Below are 20,433 nucleotides of genomic sequence, written 5' to 3'. Positions count from 1 at the left end.
AAACACGCGTCCTTTCAGCTGTCTGGGCAGTTCGGGCTGGCTCAGCCTTTGGTGGAAAACCGGTAGCCGGTGCCGCGCACGGTTTGTACCAGATTCTCGTAAGCGTCGCCCAAGGCTTTGCGCAGGCGGCGGATATGCACGTCGACGGTGCGCTCCTCCACATATACGTTGCCGCCCCAGACCTGGTCCAGCAGTTGGCCGCGGGTGTAGGCGCGCTCCTGGTGGGTCATGAAGAATTGCAGCAGGCGGTATTCGGTGGGGCCCATCTCGGCGGGTTTGCCGTCGATGGTCACGCGGTGGCTGATAGGGTCAAGGATCAGGCCGTCGACTTCGATCGGCGCTTCACCATCGGTGGGGCCGGCACGGCGCAGAACGGCTTTCAGACGGGCGACTAGTTCCCGTGGGGAAAAGGGCTTGGTGATGTAATCATCGGCGCCGACTTCCAGGCCCTGGATCTTGTTGTCCTCTTCGCCCTTGGCGGTGAGCATGATGATCGGGATATCCCCGGTCAGCTCGTCACGCTTGAGGCGGCGGGCCAGTTCGATGCCGGAGGTGCCGGGCAGCATCCAGTCCAGCAGGATCAGGTCCGGCTTGCGGTCGACGATAATGGCATGGGCCTGCTGGGAGTTCTCCGCCTCCAGGCAGTCATAGCCGGCCATTTCCAACGCAACGGCGATCATCTCGCGAATGGGCGCTTCGTCGTCAACGATCAGAATGCTCCTGCCAACCATGCTAAATCCTCTTGTCATTTAACTGTCTTGCGCCGCATTAGATAACGGAATTATTGCAGTCGTGTGACAGTAATTTAGTCGCCTGGGCAATCCTTGCCTCTCTGGACTACGCTTTGGGTCCGAATCCTGACAACCACAAAAGGAAGGTTCCCATGACTCACAGTACTTTTTCCTGGAAAGCCCTGCTGGTAACGGCCGCGTTAACGCTGCCGACACTGGCGTTTGCGGCAGACCCGGCGATGACCAAGGACGGGATGCTGGTGGACCACAACGGCATGACCCTCTACACCTTTGCCAAGGACGCTGATGGCAAATCCATGTGCAACGACAAGTGCGCCACCAACTGGCCGCCATTGATGGCCGAATCCACCGACAAGCCCATGGGCAAGTGGACCGTGATCACCCGTGACGACCAGAAAAGCCAGTGGGCCTACAGCGGCAAGCCGCTCTACACCTTCGTCATGGACAAGAAGGCCGGTGACATGACCGGCGAAGGCAAAATGGACGGGGCCTGGAAGGTCGCCAAGCCTTGATGTGAGCCGTGTAAGGGTGAGGGGCCTGGCCTCTCACCGAAATCCGTAGTCCGCGACAATCCCGACAAAAATCGCCAACCCGGCCCAGTGGTTGTGCAAAAACGCCTTGAAGCATTTGAGCCGGTCCTTGTCCCGGGTGTACCAGAACTCCCAGGCAAAACACCCGGCCGCCGCCAGCAAGCCCAGGTGGAACCAGCCGCCCAGCTCAAAACGCATCCCCGCCAGCCACAGGCACACCAGTGCCAGGCCCTGCAGGGTCAGGATGATCACCCGGTCGGCATCGCCGAACAGAATCGCGGTGGATTTGACCCCGATTTTCAGGTCATCGTCGCGATCGGTCATGGCGTAGTACGTGTCGTATCCCACCGTCCACAACAGGTTGGCGATGTACAACAGCCATGCCGCGGCGGGCAGGCTGCCCGTCTCGGCGGTGAACGCCATCGGCATGCCCCACGAGAACGCCGCGCCCAATACCACCTGCGGGTAATAGGTGTAGCGCTTCATGAACGGGTAGCTGGCCGCCAGCGCGAGGCCGCCCAGAGACAGCCAGATCGTCATGGAGTTGGTCAGCAGCACCAGCAGGAAACTGATGACCATCAGCACCGCGAAGAACACCAGGGCCTCTTTCGAGCTGATCCTGCCGCTGACCAGCGGGCGCTGTTCGGTGCGCTTCACATGGCCGTCGACCTTGCGGTCGGCCCAGTCATTGATGACGCAACCGCCGGCCCGAGTGAGTATCACGCCGAGCACGAAGATCAGGATATTGAGCAGCGATGGCGAACCCTTGCCGGCAATCCACAGCGCCCACAGCGTGGGCCACAGCAGCAGGTAAATGCCGATGGGCTTGTCCATGCGGGTCAACTGGATGAAGTCCCAGGCCCTTGGGTTCAGGTGATTCAGGGATTTGAGCAGGCGCTGGTACATCAGAAACGCTCCGGATGGTCGTGCACGGCTTGCCACAGGGTGGGCAGGAAGATCTCGGCCACCAGCACGCTCAGCGGCCCGCGGTCGAAGCGCGAGCGGCGTGCCCACAGGTGATCGGCCTGGTCCGCCGGGGGCAGCCATTCCCGTGGGTAGCGGCGTACCTCGATGGCCTGGCGCGTGAAGGCGTGGTCACAAAACAGCAATTCCCCGAGAGACCGGCTGCCCAACTCATCCATGTGCAAGCCGTCGCCCTGCAAGGCGCTGCGGGCCGCCACGCTGCGGGCAAACACCCACGGCTGGCCATGGCCACGCAAATACACCTCGCGCACCCAGCCGATGCTGGCGGCGGGCAAGTCCAGGGTGGCGCATTCGTCGTCTCGCAGCGGTTGCCAGCCTTCGAACAACGGCGTCACGCTGAAGCCATCGTCGGACAGGCGCGTCAGGCGCCGGGTCAGCGAACCTTCATCGAACAGCCAGTTGAGTGTCAGCGGCGCGGGCAGTGGGCTCAGAAGGCTCTGGGTCAGCCATCGGCAAGCATCGGGAAGGGCGTTTGAATGCGGCACGGAGGGTCATTATTGGCAGTTAATGAGGCGGCGAGCTTACCATGGTGCCCTGGACTTTTGCCGGAGTGCGCCAGGCCCATGCGTCGATCATGCTTGCATCTGCGCCTGCTGATCAGTACAAAACGCCCTGAGCCGCACGGCAAGGTTACATCTATCGACCGTCGGCCAACGCGCCTGGACCTGAGGAAACAAGCAATGAAGAAGTGGCAATGTGTCGTCTGTGGCCTGATCTACGACGAGAAAGACGGATGGCCGGATGACGGCATCGCGCCGGGCACCCTGTGGCAGGACGTCCCCGAAGACTGGCTGTGCCCGGACTGCGGCGTGGGCAAAATGGATTTCGAAATGATCGAAATCGGCTGATTGCTGATTTAAATCGCAATTCAAGAAACGTACTACAAGGAGAAAGGAATGAACGCACCTGTCGTGATCGTCGGCACGGGGTTGGCCGGTTACAACCTGGCTCGGGAGTTTCGCAAGCTCGATAGCGAAACCCCGCTGTTGCTGATCACCGCAGATGACGGGCGCTCCTACTCCAAGCCCATGCTCTCCACAGGCTTTGGCAAGAACAAGGAAGCCGATGGCCTGAGCATGGCTGAACCGGGCGCCATGGCCGAGCAACTGAAGGCCGAAGTGCGTACCCACACCCGCATCAGTGGCATCGACCCGGGCCACAAGCGCTTGTGGATCGGTGAGGAAGCGGTGGGCTATCGCGACCTGATCCTGGCCTGGGGTGCAGAAACCGTGCGGGTGCCGGTACAGGGCGACGCCGCCGAGCTGATTTTCCCGATCAACGACCTCGAAGACTACGCACGCTTTCGTGCCGCTGCGGCCGGAAAACGCCGGGTGCTGTTGCTGGGGGCCGGGCTGATCGGCTGCGAGTTCGCCAACGACCTGATCCTCGGCGGCTACGAGATCGACCTGGTGGCGCCGTGCGAGCAAGTCATGCCGACCCTGCTGCACCCGGCAGCCGCCGCAGCGGTGCAGGCCGGTCTGGAAGGCCTGGGGGCGCGTTTCCACCTGGGCCCGGTGCTCAATCGCCTGCAGCGCACCGCTGACGGCCTGGAAGCCCACTTGTCTGATGGCGAAGTGATCCAGTGTGACCTGGTGGTGTCTGCTATCGGCCTGCGCCCGCGTGTCGACCTGGCCGCCGCCGCCGGGTTGCAGATCAACCGCGGGATCATGGTCGACCGCCACCTCAAGACCTCCCACGCCAACATCTACGCCCTGGGCGACTGCGCCGAGGTCGATGGCCTGAACCTGCTGTACGTGATGCCCCTGATGAGCTGCGCCCGCGCCCTGGCCCAGACCCTGGCGGGTAACGCGACGGCCGTCAGCTACGGGCCGATGCCTGTCACAGTAAAAACCCCGGTCTGCCCGCTGGTCGTCTCGCCACCGCCACGGGGCACCGAAGGTTTGTGGAGCGTCGAAGGGCAGGGCGGCGACATCAAGGCCCTGTGCCGCGACGCCAGCGGCCGACTGCTGGGCTACGCCCTGACCGGCACGGCCGTGATGGAAAAACTGGCCCTCAACAAAGAACTTCCGCCGCTGCTGGCGTAAATGCTGGTCGTTCTGTCGGAATAAGCATCATTTTGACCGTAGAAAGGTCGCCGTGAGACTGGCGCAGGCCCCGATGGCATGCCATCCTCACTCCCGTCTGCCGCAGAGTAGAGCCTGCGGCGCCTTGGGCGCTGCTCCGATAGAGAGCAGCACGGACATAACAACAAAAAACCGTCAAAGAGGCTTCACTTATGCGTAAACCAGAACTCGCAGCCGCTATTGCAGAAAAAGCAGACCTGACCAAAGAACAGGCCAACCGCGTACTCAACGCCGTACTCGAAGAAATCACCGGCGCGCTGCATCGCAAGGACAGCGTCACCCTGGTAGGCTTCGGCACCTTCCTGCAGCGCCACCGCGGCGCCCGCACCGGCAAAAACCCGCAAACCGGCGAGCCGGTGAAAATCAAGGCGAGCAACACCGTTGCGTTCAAGCCAGGCAAGTCGCTTAAAGACAGCGTCAATCCGTAAGTCATGTAGAACGCGCTACGCACATGCGAGTGTGAGCGCGGGATGAAAAATGGGCACGCCGACTGGGTCGGGTGCCCATTTTTTGTGGGTGGGCAATCCTTGCTCAATCGTTGAGCTTCAAGCTGTCCACTCGTTCTCAATACACCATTGCTGTACATCCGCAATTAGTTGCGCCGATACCGGTTGCAGATTGGGGAGTTTTTTCTCGTATTTCTTAATACTTTCAACAAAAAATGTAATGAATGCCGCACCTATTAATTTGCGCTGAGCAGCTATGTCTTTTTTCAGTGGAACAAAATCTTCCTCGTCCATGGCGATATCCAGACCGAACATTTTGTCTTTTGCGTAATAACGGCAAAATGTTTTTCGTTCCAGGTTCTTCGGCAGGCATCGCATGCAGACCGCCAGTTCCCAGTCGAGGGTGGGATACTTTTTTTCAAGAATCTCACTCAGGCCATTTAGCTCGTCGGTGATTTCAAAGACCTTTGTCCAACTCGGTGAGTCCGATGTCGTATCGACTCGCATAAAGTATTCCTTATGTCAGTGCCTGCATTTGTTGCCCGGGGGTAGTTTTCCTCGGCGTTTAAAATATTTTCCGATTTTTAATCTTTCCCATACCTGCATATTGCCCTTCGTCGGTGCTGCCATAACCCTTTTGTAGGCAAGATTTTTGGATTTCAGCCACTTTTGGGTATATCGCCGATTCGGATTGACGGTTTCACCGACTTTCCAAACTTCACCTTTTTTCAAATAGACTTGGCCTATTGGCTTTTTATGGCCCCATGCCATCTCGTCATAAAAGCCGTCCTTTTTCGCAATCAGGTAATAAAGCTCGGGGGCCAGTCCCCATGGATCAATCCAGGATATTGGATTGGGGGCGTACTGATAAAAATTGAGCCCGCCGTCAAACTCAATCGGATCCGGTGTCGTAAACCGTCCCACGTCCGGATCATAAAACCTGAAAGTATTGAAATGCAGCCCCGTCTCCCGGTCCAGATACTGCCCCTGAAAGCGCAGGTTCTGTTCTTCGATGTAGTACGGCTCGCGCACTTCCTCAACCGTATTGCCCCACACACGATATGTCGCGCGCCAGACATTATGCCCGTCAGCTTCAGTCAGTTGCTCCGGCAGTCCGTTGAGGTCGTTGTGGTAGTAGCGGATTTTCTGCAGCGGCCCGGTGCCGTCAACGCGAGCCAAGGGTTCGCTGCCTTCATCTTCATAGATGTAAAGACTGGTCTGGCTGTGTTTATGCTCCTGCAATAACCGCAGCCCATCCCAGGTAAACCGGGTTTCCCCCAGGGGATAGCCGTCGTTGCCATGTTCGGTTTTCTCAATGCGTCGGCCCAACGGGTCGTAGATCATCCTGACTACGCTGCCGTTTTCATTGCGCACTTCAATCAGCCGGCTTTCTGCATCGTAGGCGAAGCGTTGCAAGCCACGCGCTGCGCTGCGTTTTTCGATCATCCGACCGAACGCGTCATAGCGATAACGCTTGTCCTGATAGGTCAGCACTTTGTTATGCACGACCAGCCCAGCGCCTGACTGCGGGCCATCCAGCAGGTTGGCGGCGGCATCGTAGGCAAACGTTTCGCGCTGGCCGTGCAGGCTGTCCTGGCTGGCGATGATGCGGCCAGTGGCATCGTAGTGCAGCAGTTGGCGATGTTGTATGGCAGATTGCTGGTCGAACTTGCCGACCAAGTTGTCGGCAGGGTCATACTCGAACTGCTTTTGCGCTGTCGCTGGCATCAACGATGGCAGGCCTGTAAGGCGGTGTTGGCGTGAGCGTAGACGGCCGCTGCGGTCATACTCACTGCGGGTGCTGAGTCGGCCTTGGGTGCGCAGTACTTCGCGGTGCAGGCGGTCGCGTTCAAAGTCGCTGATGACCTGGCCGTCGAGATTGACCTGATGCAAGTGACCGCTGCCGTAGTACAGGCGATTGAGCCAGCGTCCGTCGGGTATCTGGGTCTGGATAAGATTACCGAGTTCGTCGTAGTGGTGCTGCAGGGTGCCCATAGAACTCTGTTCGGCAAGCATTTGGCCGAGGGCGTCGTAAGCGAAACCAAGGGCTTGGGTATTGCCCAGCAGGTCGGTGAAGGTGACGGCGGTGAGCTGGTCCAGCGGGTCGTAGGCGTAGTCGGTGCGCCCATCGTCGGTGGTTTTGGCGATCAGCCGACCTACTGCGTCACGTTCCATTTGATGGACAATGGGCGCTGGCGGCGTCTCGGGAACCAGGCCTAGCCCGTTGCCGTAGGGGGCCGGAGTGGCGGTCACCGTGGTGATATGGTCCAGTGGATTGTAGGTGTAGCTTTTGGCACTGCCATCGAGGTCTTGCTGCTCAGTCAGCCGATCCCCGGCGTCCCAGGCAAAGAGATAACGTTCGCCGTTCTCGTTGGTCAGTGCTTGCAGGCGCCCATAGCTGTCATAGCCGAACTTCACCTGCCGGCCATGAGCGTCGGTGCGCAGGCTTATCTGGCCACGTCGATTGTGCTGGTAGAGCGTGGTATGTCCGGCAGGGTCGGTGTACCCCACGAGTTGGCCGCTGACATCGCGTTGAAACAGCTCGATGCGACCGTCCGGCAGTTGGTTGCTGAGTAAGCGCCCCTGGAGGTCGTAGCTGAATTGAGTGCGCTCGCCAAGCGCGTCGGTGATCACCTGCAGATAGCCGCGCTCGTCGTAGCTGAAACGCGTGGGATAACCCGAGCAATCAATGTGTTCGACCAATTGCCCGAACGGATTCCAACGCAGTTTTTTGCTTTTACCGGAGGCGTCGATGATTTCCACGACCTGGCCGTGGGCGTCATAGCGATAGCGGGTGATGTGGCCCAGCGGGTCGGTTTCGGCAACGCAATTGCCGCGAGGATCATAGCGATACTGCCAACTGTTGCCGGCGGCGTCGGTCTCCACCAGGGGTAACGCCCAGTGTTCAAGCCACAACGTTGAATCGCTGCGGCCCAACGGGTCCGTTTCGCCGATCAGGTTGCCGGCGTCATCATGCTTGTATTCATAGCGTCCACCTTGCGGGTCGGTGGCGCTGAGAAGTTGGCGTTCGTCATTCCACTCGAACAGCCAGGTTTGCCCCAGCTTATCGCTGTATTGAATGATCTGGTGCTGAGTATTCCAATGTCGGGTGCTGACGCGCTGTAAGCCGTCGATGATACGGGTGAGGCCCGCCTTCAAGTCATAGTCGAACTGGTAGGAGTCACCTTCATCGGTCCAGTGTCGGACGACTCGCCACTCTGAGTTTTCAATCAGTGCCCATTCATAGAAGCACCGCAACCCGGTGGGTAACTGATGCTCCACCATTCGGTGCCCGGCATCGTACGTGAAGCGCCGCTGCACCTGGCCAGAGGCATCGCGCACCTCTGCCAGATTGGCCCTGGCGTCATAGCCGTAGCTGACGAGCACTTCGCGACGTTGATCTGGGAATAGGCGTTCGACGCGAGTGACGTGCTCATGTTCGCGTATCAACTCGACCTGCACCAAGTCGAAGGTATCGCGCAGGCGTACCAGGCGTCCGGCCTGGTCGTAGTCGAGATGAATGCGGTTGTCGTTGCGGTCGCCAAGTTGAATCAGGCGCAGCAGCGACGGGTTGGCTGTGGGCTCAAACAAACGATATAGGCCGTCGTCACTTTCAATCAGCACCTGCCCGTTGAGGTGCCGACGCACAGAGAGCCCTTCGCCGGGGCTGAACACCGCCCCCCCCAACGGGATCGAGCCCATGTCGATAGGGCGCCCCTGCTCGTCGGTGTAGACCAGCGCTTCACCGCCTTCTGGATGAGGTTGGATTTCGACGCATACTTCATAAGCCACACTCCAGCCTGTACCGAACAGTGTGCCTGGGCGTTCGTCGCGGCTGTTGTAGAAGCGTTGCCAGTCAATCGGCAGGATGGCGGGCAGTACAAAATCCAGTTCATCGGTGCCGCCCAGCACCTTCGCTCCCGTTGCAGCATGCACCGGATTCGACGAGCCCATGGCAGCGTTGGTCATCGCGTCCATCGCGCTGCTGACGGCCATCGAAGTAGCCCCGCCAATCAGCATGCACGGCAACTTGCTGAAGAACTTGCCCTTGCCGCCCTTGAGCATCAGTAACGCGGTGACCGCCAACCCCACGCCCGGCGTCTTGCCACTGCGTATTTCCCGCACCACCACTGACCCGCCGCCAATGGTCACGTTCGATGAAATCAACCCGGACGACACCACTGTTGCATCGCAGGTACTACGATCACCACTGCGCACCGCAGGCTGGCCATTGATCGTGACCTTATCCGAACCCTCGGCCAGGAACTGCGGAGGCATCGGTGGATGCTTCATGCAGGTGACCAAGTCCAGAGGCTTGGGCACGGCTCCTGGTGTGGGAGTAGCCACCGTGGGGCGCCACATTTGGGAGAAGAAGCTCTCGGCCATATCCAGATAACTGGCTTCTGGTTCGGGTGCGGGTTCTTCCAGTTCGGTTCCGGCTGGCGCGACATGCGAGCTGATCGCCCCCGCGGCACGTGCGGCGGGAAGGTTGTTGGTCAGGGTATCGGTGGCACCGGTGAGAATATTCGCCTGTACCGTGGGCGGAAACAGGGCGTTGCTGAAGCTGTCGCATAAATTGGTGAGGCCTTTGTCCGCCCCGCTCTTGCTCATGAGAAGGCCGACAACTGTGCCCACCACTGCGCCGAGCAGGACGCATCCGAGTCCGCCGGTAGCGACGGTGATACCGGTAGCAGCCACCACGGCAGCAGTCGCTACTGCAGTGATCGCGATATTGGCCGCCACCTCCAACACACCGCCGAGGATGTCGGCCATCATTGAGGTGTGGGAGAGCGCGTCGCCCATGCGAGCGGCCCATAGAGCATCAGACATGCATGGTGCCCATCAGGAAATCGCGTCGAACGACAATGAGTTTTTGATCGTCGCCCAGTGCGCCGCCTCGGCATCGCCCAGCTTGTCTGCCTTCACATAACTCAAGGCGAGCATCTTGCGTGTGCCCGGGATTACCAGAGCCAGTTGGTACTGGAACACCTTGTCACTGCCCTTGCTGAACTGGCTGCGGAGCTCTATGCCTTCTACTTCCTTTGTTGCACCTAGACGGACACCGACGCCCGGTTGATAGCGCAAATCCTGCACCTGTTTTTCCAGGCGTTTGAGCTGTTCGTCGAAGTTGCTGTGCAGGGTTTCGCCATCGGTGAGGAAGCTGCGGCTGATGATCAAGGAAGTGCCCAGCTCGGGGAACTTGAGGATATTGATCGTAGCGTCCTGCAGCTCGCCGGCCGGCAGTTGGAACTGAAATTCGTTAATTCGGTACGTCATGGAAAACAGGTCTCGTCAGGAGCTTTTAGGCGCGGGGAACGCGGCTTTGATATTGGCGTCGATGCTGGCTTTCATGCCCTGACCATCGGGTGTTGCGCCGGGGCCGCCGCCGTTGTTCAGGTGCAGGACGCCGCCGGTATTGAATTCGGCATCGCCGCTGGCGTGGAAGCTGATATTTACGCCACTCAGGTTGATCTGCCCGCTGGCGTTCAACTCTAGGATGCTTTTACCGCAGACCAATCGCAGGTTTTCGCCCACTTCAATCACGTAGCTCTGGCTGATGCTGTCGGTCTTTCTCTGGCCCACCGAGAGGATGTCTTGATGCTTGACGATGCGCACTCGATTGTTCCCAATCGTCACCGTCTCGTTATGCCCAATACTCTTGTTCCGGTCATGCCCCACCGAATGGCTTTCATCCACCTCCACCACGATGTCCTGATTACGCTCGGCATGGATGTACAGCTGCTCCAACCCCTTCTTGTCCTCCATGCGGATTTCATTGAAGTTGGCCGGCGTGCCGCCTTTGCTGGAGCGGCTTTTCATCCCGCTTTGGGTGGCGTTTTCCGGCAGGTCGTAAGGCACGGTCTGCTCGGCGTTGTACACCCGGCCGGTGATGATCGGCCGGTCGGGATCGCCTTCCAGGAAGCTCACAATCACTTCCTGGCCGATCCGCGGGATCTGCATCGAGCCCCAGTTTTTTCCGGCCCAGGACTGCGATACGCGAATCCAGCATGAGCTGTTTTCGTTGGACTGGTCGTGGCGGTCCCAATAGAAATGCACCTTGACCCGGCCATATTGGTCGGTCCAGATTTCTTCGCCCTTGGGGCCCACTACCAGCGCGGTCTGCGGGCCTTTGACGATGGGCCGGTAGGTGTTGGCCAGCGGGCGGAAACTCTGTTGTGCGTCGATGCAGGTGAGGGTGCTTTCGAACTGCGCCGAAGGCGCGCCACCGCCGCTTTCGAGGCTTTCCTGGGAGATGTAGTAGCGGGCGCCGACGATCAGGTATTCGCGGTTCTGGTCGCGGCGACTGAAGCCGGTGAGGCTGAACAGGTGGCCGGAACCCAGGCCCCGGGCGTTGCCGCTGAACTCCACTTGTTCGTGCAGGGTTTGCAGGGCTTCGATGCGGGTGCGGGCGTAGTGTTCGCCGTCTTCGCTTTTGACGTAGGTGCCGGGGTAGTCGTACAGCGGGTAGTCGCCGGCGGTGTGCGGGCGCGGCATGGCCGAGCGCACGTCGATGCTCGCGCTGGGGCGCTGGAAGTCGTAGTCGTTGAGCTCAAGGGAGCCGGGCTGTACTTCCTGTGCCAGGTGCCAGTTGTGCATATGGTCGCGTTCGCGCTGCTGCTCGTCCTTGGGGTAGTAAGGCACCGAGGCGTAGCCGGGCACGTTGGCGTGGGCACCGTAGGCATCGGCCAGCACCAGCACGTGGCGGTCCTGCTCGTGGCGGAAGAAGTAGTAGATGCCTTCCTGTTCCATCAGGCGGCTGACGAAATCGAAGCTGGTCTCGCGGTACTGCACGCAGTATTCCCACTCGCGGTACGGGCGGCTCAAGGCGTCTTCGAAGTCGGAAAAACCCAGGTCGCGAAACACCTGCTTGATGATCTGCGGGATGCTCAGGTTCTGGAAAATCCGGCAGTCGGAGGTGCGGCTCAGCAGCCATAACCACGGGCGCAAAGTCACCTGATAGCTGGCGAACTGGCCCTGGTCGATGTTCTGGCTGCAGCGGGCGACGATGCCGTGGAAGTGCCGCTCGCCACCGTCCGCCAGTTGCAGGTTCAGGCTCATGGGCTTGCCCAGCAACTGGTTGAGGTCGATGTTGGCGTCCAGCGAGGTCAGCTGCAGTTCGAAATTGAACAGCCGACCCAGCTCTTCGCCGCCACCCATTTCATTGAGCAGCAGCACATCCGGCCCCAGGGGGCTGGTGATCTTGGCCAGGCGTGAGGCTTGGTTGAATAACATCGGTTAACCCGTAAATAGCGTAATAACTGTAGGAACCGGCTCCAACTATGGGAGCGGGCTTGCTCGCGAACGCGGTGAATCAGTCACCGGATGCATCAACTGATACGCCGTCTTCGCGAGCAAGCCCGCTCCCACAGTTTTGATCGCATTCCGTCAGGTCAATCGTTGAAGTCGTAGTGCAATTCGTTATCCCGCGTGCTGATCCGCACCCCCGCCAGCGCCTTGCCTTCGAGCATGCGGGTGAGGAATTCGCGGCTCATGTCCGGCAGCAGGCTGTTGGTGAGGATGGTGTCGATCATCCGCCCGCCGCTTTCGGTTTCGGTGCAGCGGGACACGATCAGGTCGACCACGTCGTCGTCGTAATCGAAGGCGACTTTGTGAGTGTTCTCCACGCGCTTCTTGATGCGGTTGAGTTGCAGGCGGGTGATCGCTTTCAGCATCTCGTCGCTCAGCGGGTAGTACGGAATGGTCACCAAGCGGCCGAGCAGCGCCGGCGGGAAAATCTCCAGCAGCGGCTGGCGCAGGGCCTTGGCGATTTCCTCGGGCTCGGGGATGTTCGCCGGGTCTTTGCAGACCTGGGAAATCAGCTCGGTACCGGCGTTGGTGGTCAGCAGGATCAAGGTGTTCTTGAAGTCGATCACCCGGCCTTCGCCGTCTTCCATTACGCCCTTGTCGAACACCTGGAAGAAGATTTCATGCACGTCCGGGTGGGCTTTTTCCACCTCGTCCAGCAGCACCACGCTGTAGGGTTTGCGCCGCACGGCTTCGGTCAGCACGCCACCTTCGCCATAGCCGATGTAGCCCGGTGGCGCACCCTTGAGGGTGGACACGGTATGGGCTTCCTGGAACTCGCTCATGTTGATGGTGATCACGTTCTGCTCACCGCCGTACATGGCTTCGGCCAGGGCCAGGGCGGTTTCGGTCTTGCCCACACCGGAGGTGCCGGCGAGCATGAACACGCCAATCGGCTTGCTCGGGTTGTCGAGGCCGGCGCGGGAGGTCTGGATGCGCTTGGCGATCATCTGCAAGGCGTGGTCCTGGCCGATGATGCGTTTCTTCAGGTGCTGGTCGAGGTTGAGCACTGTCTCCAGTTCGTTGCGGGCCATGCGGCCCACCGGGATGCCGGTCCAGTCGGCGACCACCGAGGCCACGGCCTGGTAATCCACGGTCGGCAGGATCAGCGGAGTTTCACCTTGCAGGGTGCTAAGGCGTTGTTGCAGGTCTACCAATTGGGCACGCAATTGATCATCGCCGCTGTCCACGACACCGGATTTTTCGCGCAACGTCGCACGGGTGGCGAGCAACTCATCCACCAGGGTTTTCTCTTCGGCCCAACGGCTTTCCAGGGTGGCCAGGCGCTCGCGTTCGGCGCTCAGCAGCGCTTCGCTGTTGGTCTGGCGCGCACCGATGGCGATGCCGATCGCGTGCTCGCGGGCGATGATTTGCAGCTCGGTTTCCAGTGCCTCGATACGGCGGCGGCTGTCGTCGACTTCTGCCGGCACCGCGTGCAGGCTGATGGCGACGCGGGCGCAGGCGGTGTCCAGCAGGCTCACGGATTTGTCCGGCAATTGACGCGCCGGAATGTAGCGGTGGGACAGCTTCACTGACGCTTCCAGCGCTTCGTCGAGGATCTGCACCTGATGGTGTTTTTCCATGGTCGAGGCCACGCCGCGCATCATCAGCAACGCCTTTTCTTCAGACGGCTCGGCCACTTGCACCACCTGGAAGCGACGGGTCAGGGCCGGGTCTTTTTCGATGTGCTTCTTGTACTCGGCCCAGGTGGTGGCGGCCACGGTACGCAAGGTGCCGCGGGCCAGGGCAGGCTTGAGCAGGTTGGCCGCGTCACCGGTCCCGGCGGCGCCACCGGCACCTACCAGGGTGTGGGCTTCGTCGATAAACAGGATGATCGGTTTCGGCGAAGCCTGGACGTCTTCGATGACCTGTCGCAGGCGTTGTTCGAACTCGCCTTTCATGCTCGCGCCGGCTTGCAGCAGGCCGACATCGAGGCTGCGCAGTTCCACATCTTTCAGCGCGGGTGGTACGTCGCCGGCGACGATGCGCAGGGCGAAGCCTTCGACCACGGCGGTCTTGCCGACGCCGGCTTCACCGGTAAGGATCGGGTTGTTCTGGCGGCGACGCATGAGGATGTCCACCAGTTGGCGGATCTCTTCGTCACGCCCGACGATCGGGTCGAGCTTGCCGCTGCGGGCCTGTTCGGTCAGGTCGACGGTGAAGCGCTTGAGGGCTTCCTGCTTGCCCATCGCGCTCGGGGCCATGGCGCCGCTGGCTTCGCCCGGTACTGCACCGGCATTGAAACCGTCGCTGGCACTCAGTGCATTTTCGGGCGAGTCGCCGACGTATTCGTCAAAGCGTTCGCTCAGGGCTTCGGCCTTGATCTTGTCGAACTCACCGGATAAGCCCAACAGCGCATGGCGCAGGCTCGGCGTCTTGAGAATTCCCAGCACCAGGTAGCCGGTGCGTACCTGGCTTTCGCCAAACATCAGGCTGCCATAGACCCAGCCACGCTCGACCGCTTCTTCCACATGGGACGACAAGTCAGTGATCGACGTCGAGCCACGGGGCAGGCGGTCCAGGGCTTCGGTCAGGTCGCGGGCCAGACGCGCCGGCTCGACATTGAACTGTCGAATGATGCGGTGCAGGTCAGAGTCCTGCAGTTGCAGCAACTGGTGAAACCAGTGGGCCAGTTCCACGTACGGGTTGCCCCGCAGCTTGCAGAACACGGTGGCGGCTTCGATGGCCTTGTAGGCCACGCTGTTGAGTTTGCCGAACAGTGCGGCGCGACTGATTTCACCCATGCTCTGGATTCCTTGAGGTGTTGGCGTGTTCGGCGTAATGCCGGGCCAGGATTAGGTCGTTGGCGTCATGCTCGGGTTGGCCGAGCCAGGTGTTGAAGCCCAGGCGGAACTGGCCGTTGAGTTGCAGGGCCGGCACTTCCGGTTGTTGCAGGATCAGGTTCAGGTCCCAGTCCAGTTCGTGGCCCAGGTACTCGGCGACCCACGCCACCAGCTCGTTGAACGGCTGGCTGCCGGGCAGCATGCCCATGTAGTCATCGAGCTTCAGCGGGCCCAGGCGGATGCGGAATTTATGCTGGCGGTCCCACACGTGGCTGCCCAGGCAAAAGTCCACGCCCAGCTGGTTGGCGCTGACACTCACGCGGCTGCGCTCGGGCAGCTCCAGCCATTGGCCGACGTATTCTTCGATCTCCACCGGCAGGCCGAAGTACTCGCCGAGAATCGCCTTCAGGCCGTCCGGATAGCGGGTTTGTGCCGACAGGTGGCCGCTGTAATGCAGCTTCGCGGTGTCGGGGATCAGGCCCTGGTTGAGCAGGCTCGGGGTGCCGCGACCGCTCAATGCGGCGAGGCGCGCCGACCAGTAGTCATCGTCCGGGCGGTCATGGCTGACGGTCGGCCGTGCCTCGGCCCAGGCACGATAAAACAGGGTCAGCAGGCGATGGTGGAACACATCCAGGAAGCGCTTGCTGGTGCTGTCGGCGTTGTTGCGTTGGCGCTCACGCACGTACTCGGTGATGTGCAGCGGCAGCGGGCCGTTGGGGCCGCCGAGGCCGAAGAAGAACTGCTCCAGCCGTGCCGGCTGGCCTTCGGCCCCAGGTTCGACCGAGGCCAGTGTGGCCGGCGCAAAGGTGCAATCGGCCTGCTGCCCGAGACGCAGCGGGTCATCCGCCAGGCGCAGGGAGTGCCCCAGGCGTGGCAGGTCCGGCGATTCGCACTCGATACGCCGCAGCGCCTGGAAGAAGTCATATTCCCAGGGCTCCTGATGCATTGCATCCAGGGTACTCACAGGGTCGGACGGCGTCCGGGCTTGGCTTTCCATCGCATGATCTCGCCGCGTTCGGTGGTACGGATCACCGTCTCGGTAAAACTGTTGATCGACACGTAGCGTGCCAGGAACCGTTCAAACACCGCACCGAGCAGGAACACGCCGGTGCCGCGGAACGCGTTTTCATCAAATTCCAGAGTGATCTCAAGGCCGCGGCCAAACACGATCGGGCCGGGCATCGGCAGGCGCCGGGTCACCGCCTTGCTGCTGACTTCCCGCAGGCCTTCGATCTGCAATTGCAGGGCGGCGTCGTTGCTGTCGCCATACAGGCGCAGCAGTTCACGCAGCGCGGCGGCGCCCTGGCCTTGCTCGCTCAGCGACAGGTAGTTCAACGACAACTGGCTGATCAGGCGCCAGGCCTTGGCGTCATGGGCATGGCTGGCGCGCGGGCGGCTTGGCCCGGCGACGCAGCGCACGGCCAATACCGGCGCACTGTCGGCCAGGGTGAAGTCGGTCTTGCCGTTGCCCACGCTCATGAACAGCGGCAAGTCGCGGTTAGTGCACAGTGCGGTCACGCCCAGTTGGCGCAGGTCATGGCGGTACGGGGCTTGCTGGGTGTCCACCAGGCTGACGAAGGTTTCGCTGCCCACATAGGTGGAGCGCGGCCCGTTGCGGCGCTGGTCGCTGGACAACACGCGGGGTTCGCGGCGCACCGTGTAGTAAGCCTGGTCACGGCCATAGCGCGACGGATCGCGTACTGCGTAGAACGGCAAGAACGGTTGCTCGGGCCCGGTGCCGTGGCCCGTGATGCCGCTCAAGGAGTGAATCTCGAAATCCATCGGCCGCGTGCGGTCGGCGATCACATGGTGTTCGTTGACCCGCTCGGACAAGTGAATCCGGTCCACGCGCTTGGGAAACAGGTTGATTGCCGGGGTGCAGAACGGCACGAATTGCGCCTTGCCGACGCTGCCTTCCAGGCTCGGATCGTGGCGGTCGAACAGCACGATCAGTTCCAGCTCCTGGCCGTCGCAGCGCTTGACGGCGCGGCTCAGTTCAGCGAATTCAACGAACAGAAAACGGTGGGGCAGGGCGAAGTATTCCTGAAGCAAGCGATAGCCCTGGAATGCCCGAGGCACCACCGGCATTGCCGCATCGGCGTCGTCGAAACCCCGGGAGCGCAAGGCATCCGGCGGCAGGCGCTCAACCCAGTCACCACCGGGCTTGCGCGCGAACACCGCGCAGGCATTGCCCAGCAGTTGTTCGTAGAGGCGGAACGGTTGTTCGTCGGCACCGCTGAGGTACAGCGGCAAATTATCCAGCGCCAGGCTGTTGAACGGCAGCTCGGCGCCGGTACGCAAGGTCAGGCGCAGGCCGGCCTTGGCCTTGGGTTCGCTGGCAGCCAAACGCCCGAGCACGGCGGACGGGTTGCCGAAGTACTCGGCCTGGGCGACCTGCAACGGCCACAGCGTCACCGGGTGCGCGGTGCGGTACTCGCAGCAGGTCTGGGTTTCGCGGCCCAAGGCGGCGCGCAGGACGGTGTCGCGGGGCAGTGGAAAACCACTGGCCAGGGAGCCTTCATCGGGATCGGCCTGCAACTGCACCACGGTCATCGACGGGGTCGGCGCCAGGTAGTGCGGGTAGGCGATCTCCAGCAGGTTGTTGGTGAAGGTCGGGTACTCGGCGTCGAGCTTGAGCTGGACCCGGGCCGTGAGATACGCAAAGCCTTCGAGCAAGCGTTCGACGTACGGGTCGGCGCAGTCCATGCCGGACAGGGTCAGCCGACTGGCGATCTTCGGGTATTCCTTGGCGAACTCGGCGGCGCTTTCGCGCACGTGGTGCAGTTCCTGGTTATACAGCTCCAGCAAGCGCGGGTTCATGGGCGTCTCCGCTGGTCGGCATTGACCACACGCACATGGCCGGACTCCAGGTCCAGGTCGGTTTGCAGCAACAGGCGCAACGGCACCGGCTGCGCCCACAGGTCGCCTTCGATCTCGAAACTCAGGGCGTTGTGGTTCATCTCACCGTGGCCGACGCGTGCCTTGACCCGCAAGGTGTGGCGCAGGATGCGCGGCTCGAAGGTGGCGATGGCTTGTCGAATCAAGGCCTCCAGGGCGCTGATGTCGACACTGGAGACACTGTTGCCCGCCAGCGCCGGCAGCCCGTAATTGACCACCGATGTACCGGCAGGCGTGTGCAGCGTGGCATCGGCGTTGAGCAGTGAAGTGGTGTTGAGCAGCCACGTCAGGTCACGCAGCACCGAGGCTTTCAATTGGCTCAGGGACAGCACGCGTTTGTCGGCGCTTTCCTTGGGATTGGTCGGGTCATCGTCGGTCAACCGGTCCAGCAGGGACGGTTGCAGGCGATCGCGGGAAGCAATTTCAGTTACCACCAAAGCAGCTCCACGGACGGGTTGCGAGAGGAACAGGGGGCTTGCAGCCGCCACTTGGGGTGGCGGCTACAGGGGCAATCAGCGTTTGGTGTTGGAGCGAATGTTCCAGCCAAACTTGATCGCGCCGCCGTCTTTGGTGCCGTCGGCTTTCTGTGGCTGGTAGTCCACCATCACCTGGGCAAAGTTCAGGGTCACGTTTTCGGTCAGGCGATCATCGCTGCCCGAACCACCGGTGCTCAGGGAGGTGACCAGCACTTCTTCCAGGTTGATGATCATGTACTCGACCTGGCTTTCACCGCCGGCCTTGCGCACGGTCAGCGTGACCTTGTCGATGTGCTTGCCGCTCGCGCAGTGCATCATCAGGTTGGGCGAGGCCTTGTCGACGTACTTGGTCAGCGACAGGTCCTGGATGTTCACCTTGCCCGCACCGCCGCCACCGCCCACGTGCATGTTGCCGGACTGGGCCATGCCCCAGCTCCAGTTCAACACGTCGATTTCGTCCTTGTGGGCCTTGTCCATGGACTCGCCCTTGATGTCGCCGATCTTGATGAAAATATCAACAGCCATGTTTTCTCCCTGTGTGGTCTCAGCCACAGAATTTGTTAACGCTGATCGTTCCCACGCTCTGCGTGGTAACGCATCTTGTGACGCTCTGCGTCACTGGGACGCGGAGCGTCCCGGGCGGCATTCCCACGCGGAGCGTGGGAACGAGCGGCGGTGTTACGCGCCTTTCGCCGAAGGCAGTTTCGATACCAGGCGCAGCGACACGGTCAGCCCTTCGAGTTGGTAGTGCGGGCGCAGGTAGAACCTGGAGTTGTAGTACCCCGGGTTGCCTTCGACGTCTTCCACGATCACTTCGGCGGCAGCCAATGGATGCTGGGCCTTGGTGGTTTCGGTGGAGTGCGCCGGGTCACCGTCGACGTAGTTGAGGATCCAGTCCTGCAACCAGCGTTGCATCTCGTCCTTCTCTTTGAAGGAACCGATCTTGTCGCGCACGATGCACTTCAAGTAGTGAGCGAAACGGCAGGTGGCGAACAGGTACGGCAGGCGCGCGGCCAGGTTGGCGTTGGCGGTGGCGTCTGGGTCATCGTATTCGGCCGGTTTCTGCAACGACTGGGCGCCGATGAAGGCGGCAAAGTCGGTGTTTTTCTTGTGCAGCAGCGGCATGAAACCGTTCTTCGCCAGTTCCGCTTCGCGGCGGTCGCTGATAGCGATTTCGGTCGGGCACTTCATGTCCACGCCACCGTCATCCGTCGGGAAGGTGTGGGCCGGCAGGTTCTCGACTTCACCGCCCGACTCCACGCCACGGATGCGCGAGCACCAGCCGAAGTGTTTGAACGAACGGTTGATGTTCACCGCCATCGCGTAAGCGGCGTTGGCCCAGGTGTACTTGGAGCTGTCGGCACCGTCGGTGTTTTCTTCGAAGGCGAAGGCTTCCACCGGATCGGTCTTGGCACCGTACGGCAGGCGCGCCAGGAAGCGGGGCATGGTCAGGCCGATGTAGCGCGAGTCTTCCGATTCACGCAGCGAGCGCCAGCCGGCGTATTCCGGGGTGGTGAAGATCTTGGTCAGGTCGCGCGGGTTCGACAGTTCCTGCCACGAGCCCATGCCCATCACGGTTGGCGAAGCGGCGGCAATGAACGGTGCGTGCATGGCGGCGCAGACTTTCGACAGCTCCCCCAGCAGCTCCACGTCGGGAGGCGACTGGTCGAAGTAGTAGTCGCCCACCAGGCAACCGTAGGGTTCGCCGCCGAACTGGCCGTATTCTTCTTCGTACATCTTCTTGAAGATCGGGCTCTGGTCCCACGCGGTGCCCTTGAATTTCTTCAGGGTCTTGTGCAGGTCCGGCTTGGAGATGTTGAGCACGCGAATCTTCAGCTGCTCATCGCTCTCGGTGTTGTTCACCAGGTAGTGCAGGCCACGCCAGGCGCTTTCCAGCTGCTGGAAATCCTGGTGATGGATGATCTGGTTGACCTGGGCGGTGAGCTTGGCGTCGATGGCGGCGATGATCGATTCGATCGACTTGATCGCGTCGTTGGACACCAGGTCGGTCTGGGCCAGAGCCTGCTCGGCCAGGGTGCGCACAGCGGTTTCCACGGCTTCGCGGGCACGCTCGGTCTTGGGTTTGAATTCTTGCAGCAGCAGGTTCGCGAACTCGCTGGCTTCTTCGGTGGTACCCAGGATCTGGGTGCCTTCGCGGGCGGTATTGTCAGTCAT

At 61.2% G+C, this 20,433-nt stretch carries 17 protein-coding genes; 4 read left to right on the top strand and 13 right to left on the bottom strand.

Annotated features, from left to right (window positions below):
* Positions 1–41 precede the first annotated feature (41 nt).
* Positions 42–731 (bottom strand): phosphate regulon transcriptional regulator PhoB, encoded by a 690-nt coding sequence (phoB, locus tag HX786_RS10600; RefSeq protein WP_003195617.1) that lies wholly within the window; start codon positions 729–731, stop codon positions 42–44.
* 152 nt (positions 732–883) lie between these two features.
* Between phoB and HX786_RS10595 the strand changes: the two genes are divergently transcribed.
* Positions 884–1,264 carry a hypothetical protein gene (locus tag HX786_RS10595; RefSeq protein ID WP_087693726.1) on the top strand — a complete coding sequence of 127 codons (381 nt, stop codon included), beginning with the start codon at positions 884–886 and terminating at the stop codon, positions 1,262–1,264.
* Positions 1,265–1,297: 33 nt separating this feature from the next.
* Here the strand turns inward: HX786_RS10595 and ubiA are convergent, their stop codons facing one another.
* On the bottom strand, positions 1,298–2,188 hold the full coding sequence (gene ubiA / locus HX786_RS10590; RefSeq protein ID WP_177009045.1) for a 4-hydroxybenzoate octaprenyltransferase: 891 nt from the start codon (positions 2,186–2,188) through the stop codon (positions 1,298–1,300).
* Positions 2,188–2,751 carry a chorismate lyase gene (locus tag HX786_RS10585; protein ID WP_008439472.1) on the bottom strand — a complete coding sequence of 188 codons (564 nt, stop codon included), beginning with the start codon at positions 2,749–2,751 and terminating at the stop codon, positions 2,188–2,190. The genes ubiA and HX786_RS10585 overlap by 1 nt, the downstream gene beginning before the upstream one ends.
* A gap of 195 nt (positions 2,752–2,946) precedes the next feature.
* Here HX786_RS10585 and HX786_RS10580 point away from each other — a divergent pair, with 195 nt between their 5' ends.
* From HX786_RS10580 to HX786_RS10570, 3 genes are all read left to right on the top strand, one after another.
* On the top strand, positions 2,947–3,114 hold the full coding sequence (locus HX786_RS10580; protein WP_003213373.1) for a rubredoxin: 168 nt from the start codon (positions 2,947–2,949) through the stop codon (positions 3,112–3,114).
* A 48-nt stretch (positions 3,115–3,162) separates the two neighbouring features.
* Complete coding sequence (locus HX786_RS10575; RefSeq protein WP_178912031.1) at positions 3,163–4,311, top strand: NAD(P)/FAD-dependent oxidoreductase; 1,149 nt, start codon at positions 3,163–3,165, stop codon at positions 4,309–4,311.
* A gap of 191 nt (positions 4,312–4,502) precedes the next feature.
* Positions 4,503–4,778 carry an HU family DNA-binding protein gene (locus HX786_RS10570; protein WP_003213368.1) on the top strand — a complete coding sequence of 92 codons (276 nt, stop codon included), beginning with the start codon at positions 4,503–4,505 and terminating at the stop codon, positions 4,776–4,778.
* A gap of 117 nt (positions 4,779–4,895) precedes the next feature.
* Here the strand turns inward: HX786_RS10570 and HX786_RS10565 are convergent, their stop codons facing one another.
* From HX786_RS10565 to tssC, 10 genes are all read right to left on the bottom strand, one after another.
* Entirely contained in the window at positions 4,896–5,303 is a 408-nt protein-coding gene (locus tag HX786_RS10565) for a hypothetical protein (RefSeq protein ID WP_003213360.1), read from the bottom strand.
* A gap of 15 nt (positions 5,304–5,318) precedes the next feature.
* Positions 5,319–9,626 (bottom strand): RHS repeat-associated core domain-containing protein, encoded by a 4,308-nt coding sequence (locus HX786_RS10560; RefSeq protein ID WP_178912030.1) that lies wholly within the window; start codon positions 9,624–9,626, stop codon positions 5,319–5,321.
* Between the two features lie 12 nt (positions 9,627–9,638).
* Positions 9,639–10,073, bottom strand: coding sequence for a DcrB-related protein (locus HX786_RS10555; protein WP_003213356.1), 435 nt, complete (start codon positions 10,071–10,073; stop codon positions 9,639–9,641).
* Positions 10,074–10,088: 15 nt separating this feature from the next.
* The gene (locus tag HX786_RS10550; RefSeq protein ID WP_003213354.1) at positions 10,089–12,029 is read right to left on the bottom strand and encodes a type VI secretion system Vgr family protein; all 1,941 of its coding nucleotides are present in this window, start codon (positions 12,027–12,029) and stop codon (positions 10,089–10,091) included.
* A gap of 158 nt (positions 12,030–12,187) precedes the next feature.
* Positions 12,188–14,845 carry a type VI secretion system ATPase TssH gene (gene tssH / locus HX786_RS10545; protein ID WP_087693722.1) on the bottom strand — a complete coding sequence of 886 codons (2,658 nt, stop codon included), beginning with the start codon at positions 14,843–14,845 and terminating at the stop codon, positions 12,188–12,190.
* Positions 14,838–15,881, bottom strand: a complete 1,044-nt coding sequence (gene tssG / locus HX786_RS10540; protein ID WP_008439466.1) for a type VI secretion system baseplate subunit TssG — start codon at positions 15,879–15,881, stop codon at positions 14,838–14,840. The genes tssH and tssG overlap by 8 nt, the downstream gene beginning before the upstream one ends.
* Entirely contained in the window at positions 15,845–17,704 is a 1,860-nt protein-coding gene (gene tssF, locus HX786_RS10535; RefSeq protein ID WP_063033828.1) for a type VI secretion system baseplate subunit TssF, read from the bottom strand. The genes tssG and tssF overlap by 37 nt, the downstream gene beginning before the upstream one ends.
* The gene (gene tssE / locus HX786_RS10530) at positions 17,701–18,216 is read right to left on the bottom strand and encodes a type VI secretion system baseplate subunit TssE (RefSeq protein WP_003213348.1); all 516 of its coding nucleotides are present in this window, start codon (positions 18,214–18,216) and stop codon (positions 17,701–17,703) included. Before tssE ends, tssF begins: the two co-directional genes overlap by 4 nt.
* A gap of 78 nt (positions 18,217–18,294) precedes the next feature.
* On the bottom strand, positions 18,295–18,783 hold the full coding sequence (locus tag HX786_RS10525; protein WP_003213345.1) for a type VI secretion system tube protein Hcp: 489 nt from the start codon (positions 18,781–18,783) through the stop codon (positions 18,295–18,297).
* Positions 18,784–18,936: 153 nt separating this feature from the next.
* On the bottom strand, positions 18,937–20,433 hold the full coding sequence (gene tssC, locus HX786_RS10520) for a type VI secretion system contractile sheath large subunit (RefSeq protein ID WP_003213343.1): 1,497 nt from the start codon (positions 20,431–20,433) through the stop codon (positions 18,937–18,939).

Origin of the sequence: Pseudomonas sp. 21615526 (genome assembly GCF_013386245.1) — a bacterium.
In the GTDB taxonomy this organism is placed as follows: domain Bacteria; phylum Pseudomonadota; class Gammaproteobacteria; order Pseudomonadales; family Pseudomonadaceae; genus Aquipseudomonas.
Note: the sequence above shows the minus strand (reverse complement) of the source record. Positions and strands in the feature narration are given on the sequence as shown.

Excerpts from the sequence above, each read along its gene's own strand:
- tssC (WP_003213343.1), bottom strand. The coding sequence starts at position 20,433 with ATGACTGACAATACCGCCCGCGAAGGCACCCAGATCCTGGGTACCACC.
- phoB (WP_003195617.1), bottom strand. The coding sequence starts at position 731 with ATGGTTGGCAGGAGCATTCTGATCGTTGACGACGAAGCGCCCATTCGC.
- HX786_RS10555 (WP_003213356.1), bottom strand. The coding sequence starts at position 10,073 with ATGACGTACCGAATTAACGAATTTCAGTTCCAACTGCCGGCCGGCGAG.
- HX786_RS10565 (WP_003213360.1), bottom strand. The coding sequence starts at position 5,303 with ATGCGAGTCGATACGACATCGGACTCACCGAGTTGGACAAAGGTCTTT.
- HX786_RS10575 (WP_178912031.1), top strand. The coding sequence starts at position 3,163 with ATGAACGCACCTGTCGTGATCGTCGGCACGGGGTTGGCCGGTTACAAC.
- tssH (WP_087693722.1), bottom strand. The coding sequence starts at position 14,845 with ATGGGTGAAATCAGTCGCGCCGCACTGTTCGGCAAACTCAACAGCGTG.
- tssG (WP_008439466.1), bottom strand. The coding sequence starts at position 15,881 with ATGGAAAGCCAAGCCCGGACGCCGTCCGACCCTGTGAGTACCCTGGAT.
- HX786_RS10570 (WP_003213368.1), top strand. The coding sequence starts at position 4,503 with ATGCGTAAACCAGAACTCGCAGCCGCTATTGCAGAAAAAGCAGACCTG.
- HX786_RS10525 (WP_003213345.1), bottom strand. The coding sequence starts at position 18,783 with ATGGCTGTTGATATTTTCATCAAGATCGGCGACATCAAGGGCGAGTCC.
- HX786_RS10595 (WP_087693726.1), top strand. The coding sequence starts at position 884 with ATGACTCACAGTACTTTTTCCTGGAAAGCCCTGCTGGTAACGGCCGCG.
- HX786_RS10550 (WP_003213354.1), bottom strand. The coding sequence starts at position 12,029 with ATGTTATTCAACCAAGCCTCACGCCTGGCCAAGATCACCAGCCCCCTG.
- tssF (WP_063033828.1), bottom strand. The coding sequence starts at position 17,704 with ATGAACCCGCGCTTGCTGGAGCTGTATAACCAGGAACTGCACCACGTG.
- ubiA (WP_177009045.1), bottom strand. The coding sequence starts at position 2,188 with ATGTACCAGCGCCTGCTCAAATCCCTGAATCACCTGAACCCAAGGGCC.
- HX786_RS10560 (WP_178912030.1), bottom strand. The coding sequence starts at position 9,626 with ATGTCTGATGCTCTATGGGCCGCTCGCATGGGCGACGCGCTCTCCCAC.
- HX786_RS10580 (WP_003213373.1), top strand. The coding sequence starts at position 2,947 with ATGAAGAAGTGGCAATGTGTCGTCTGTGGCCTGATCTACGACGAGAAA.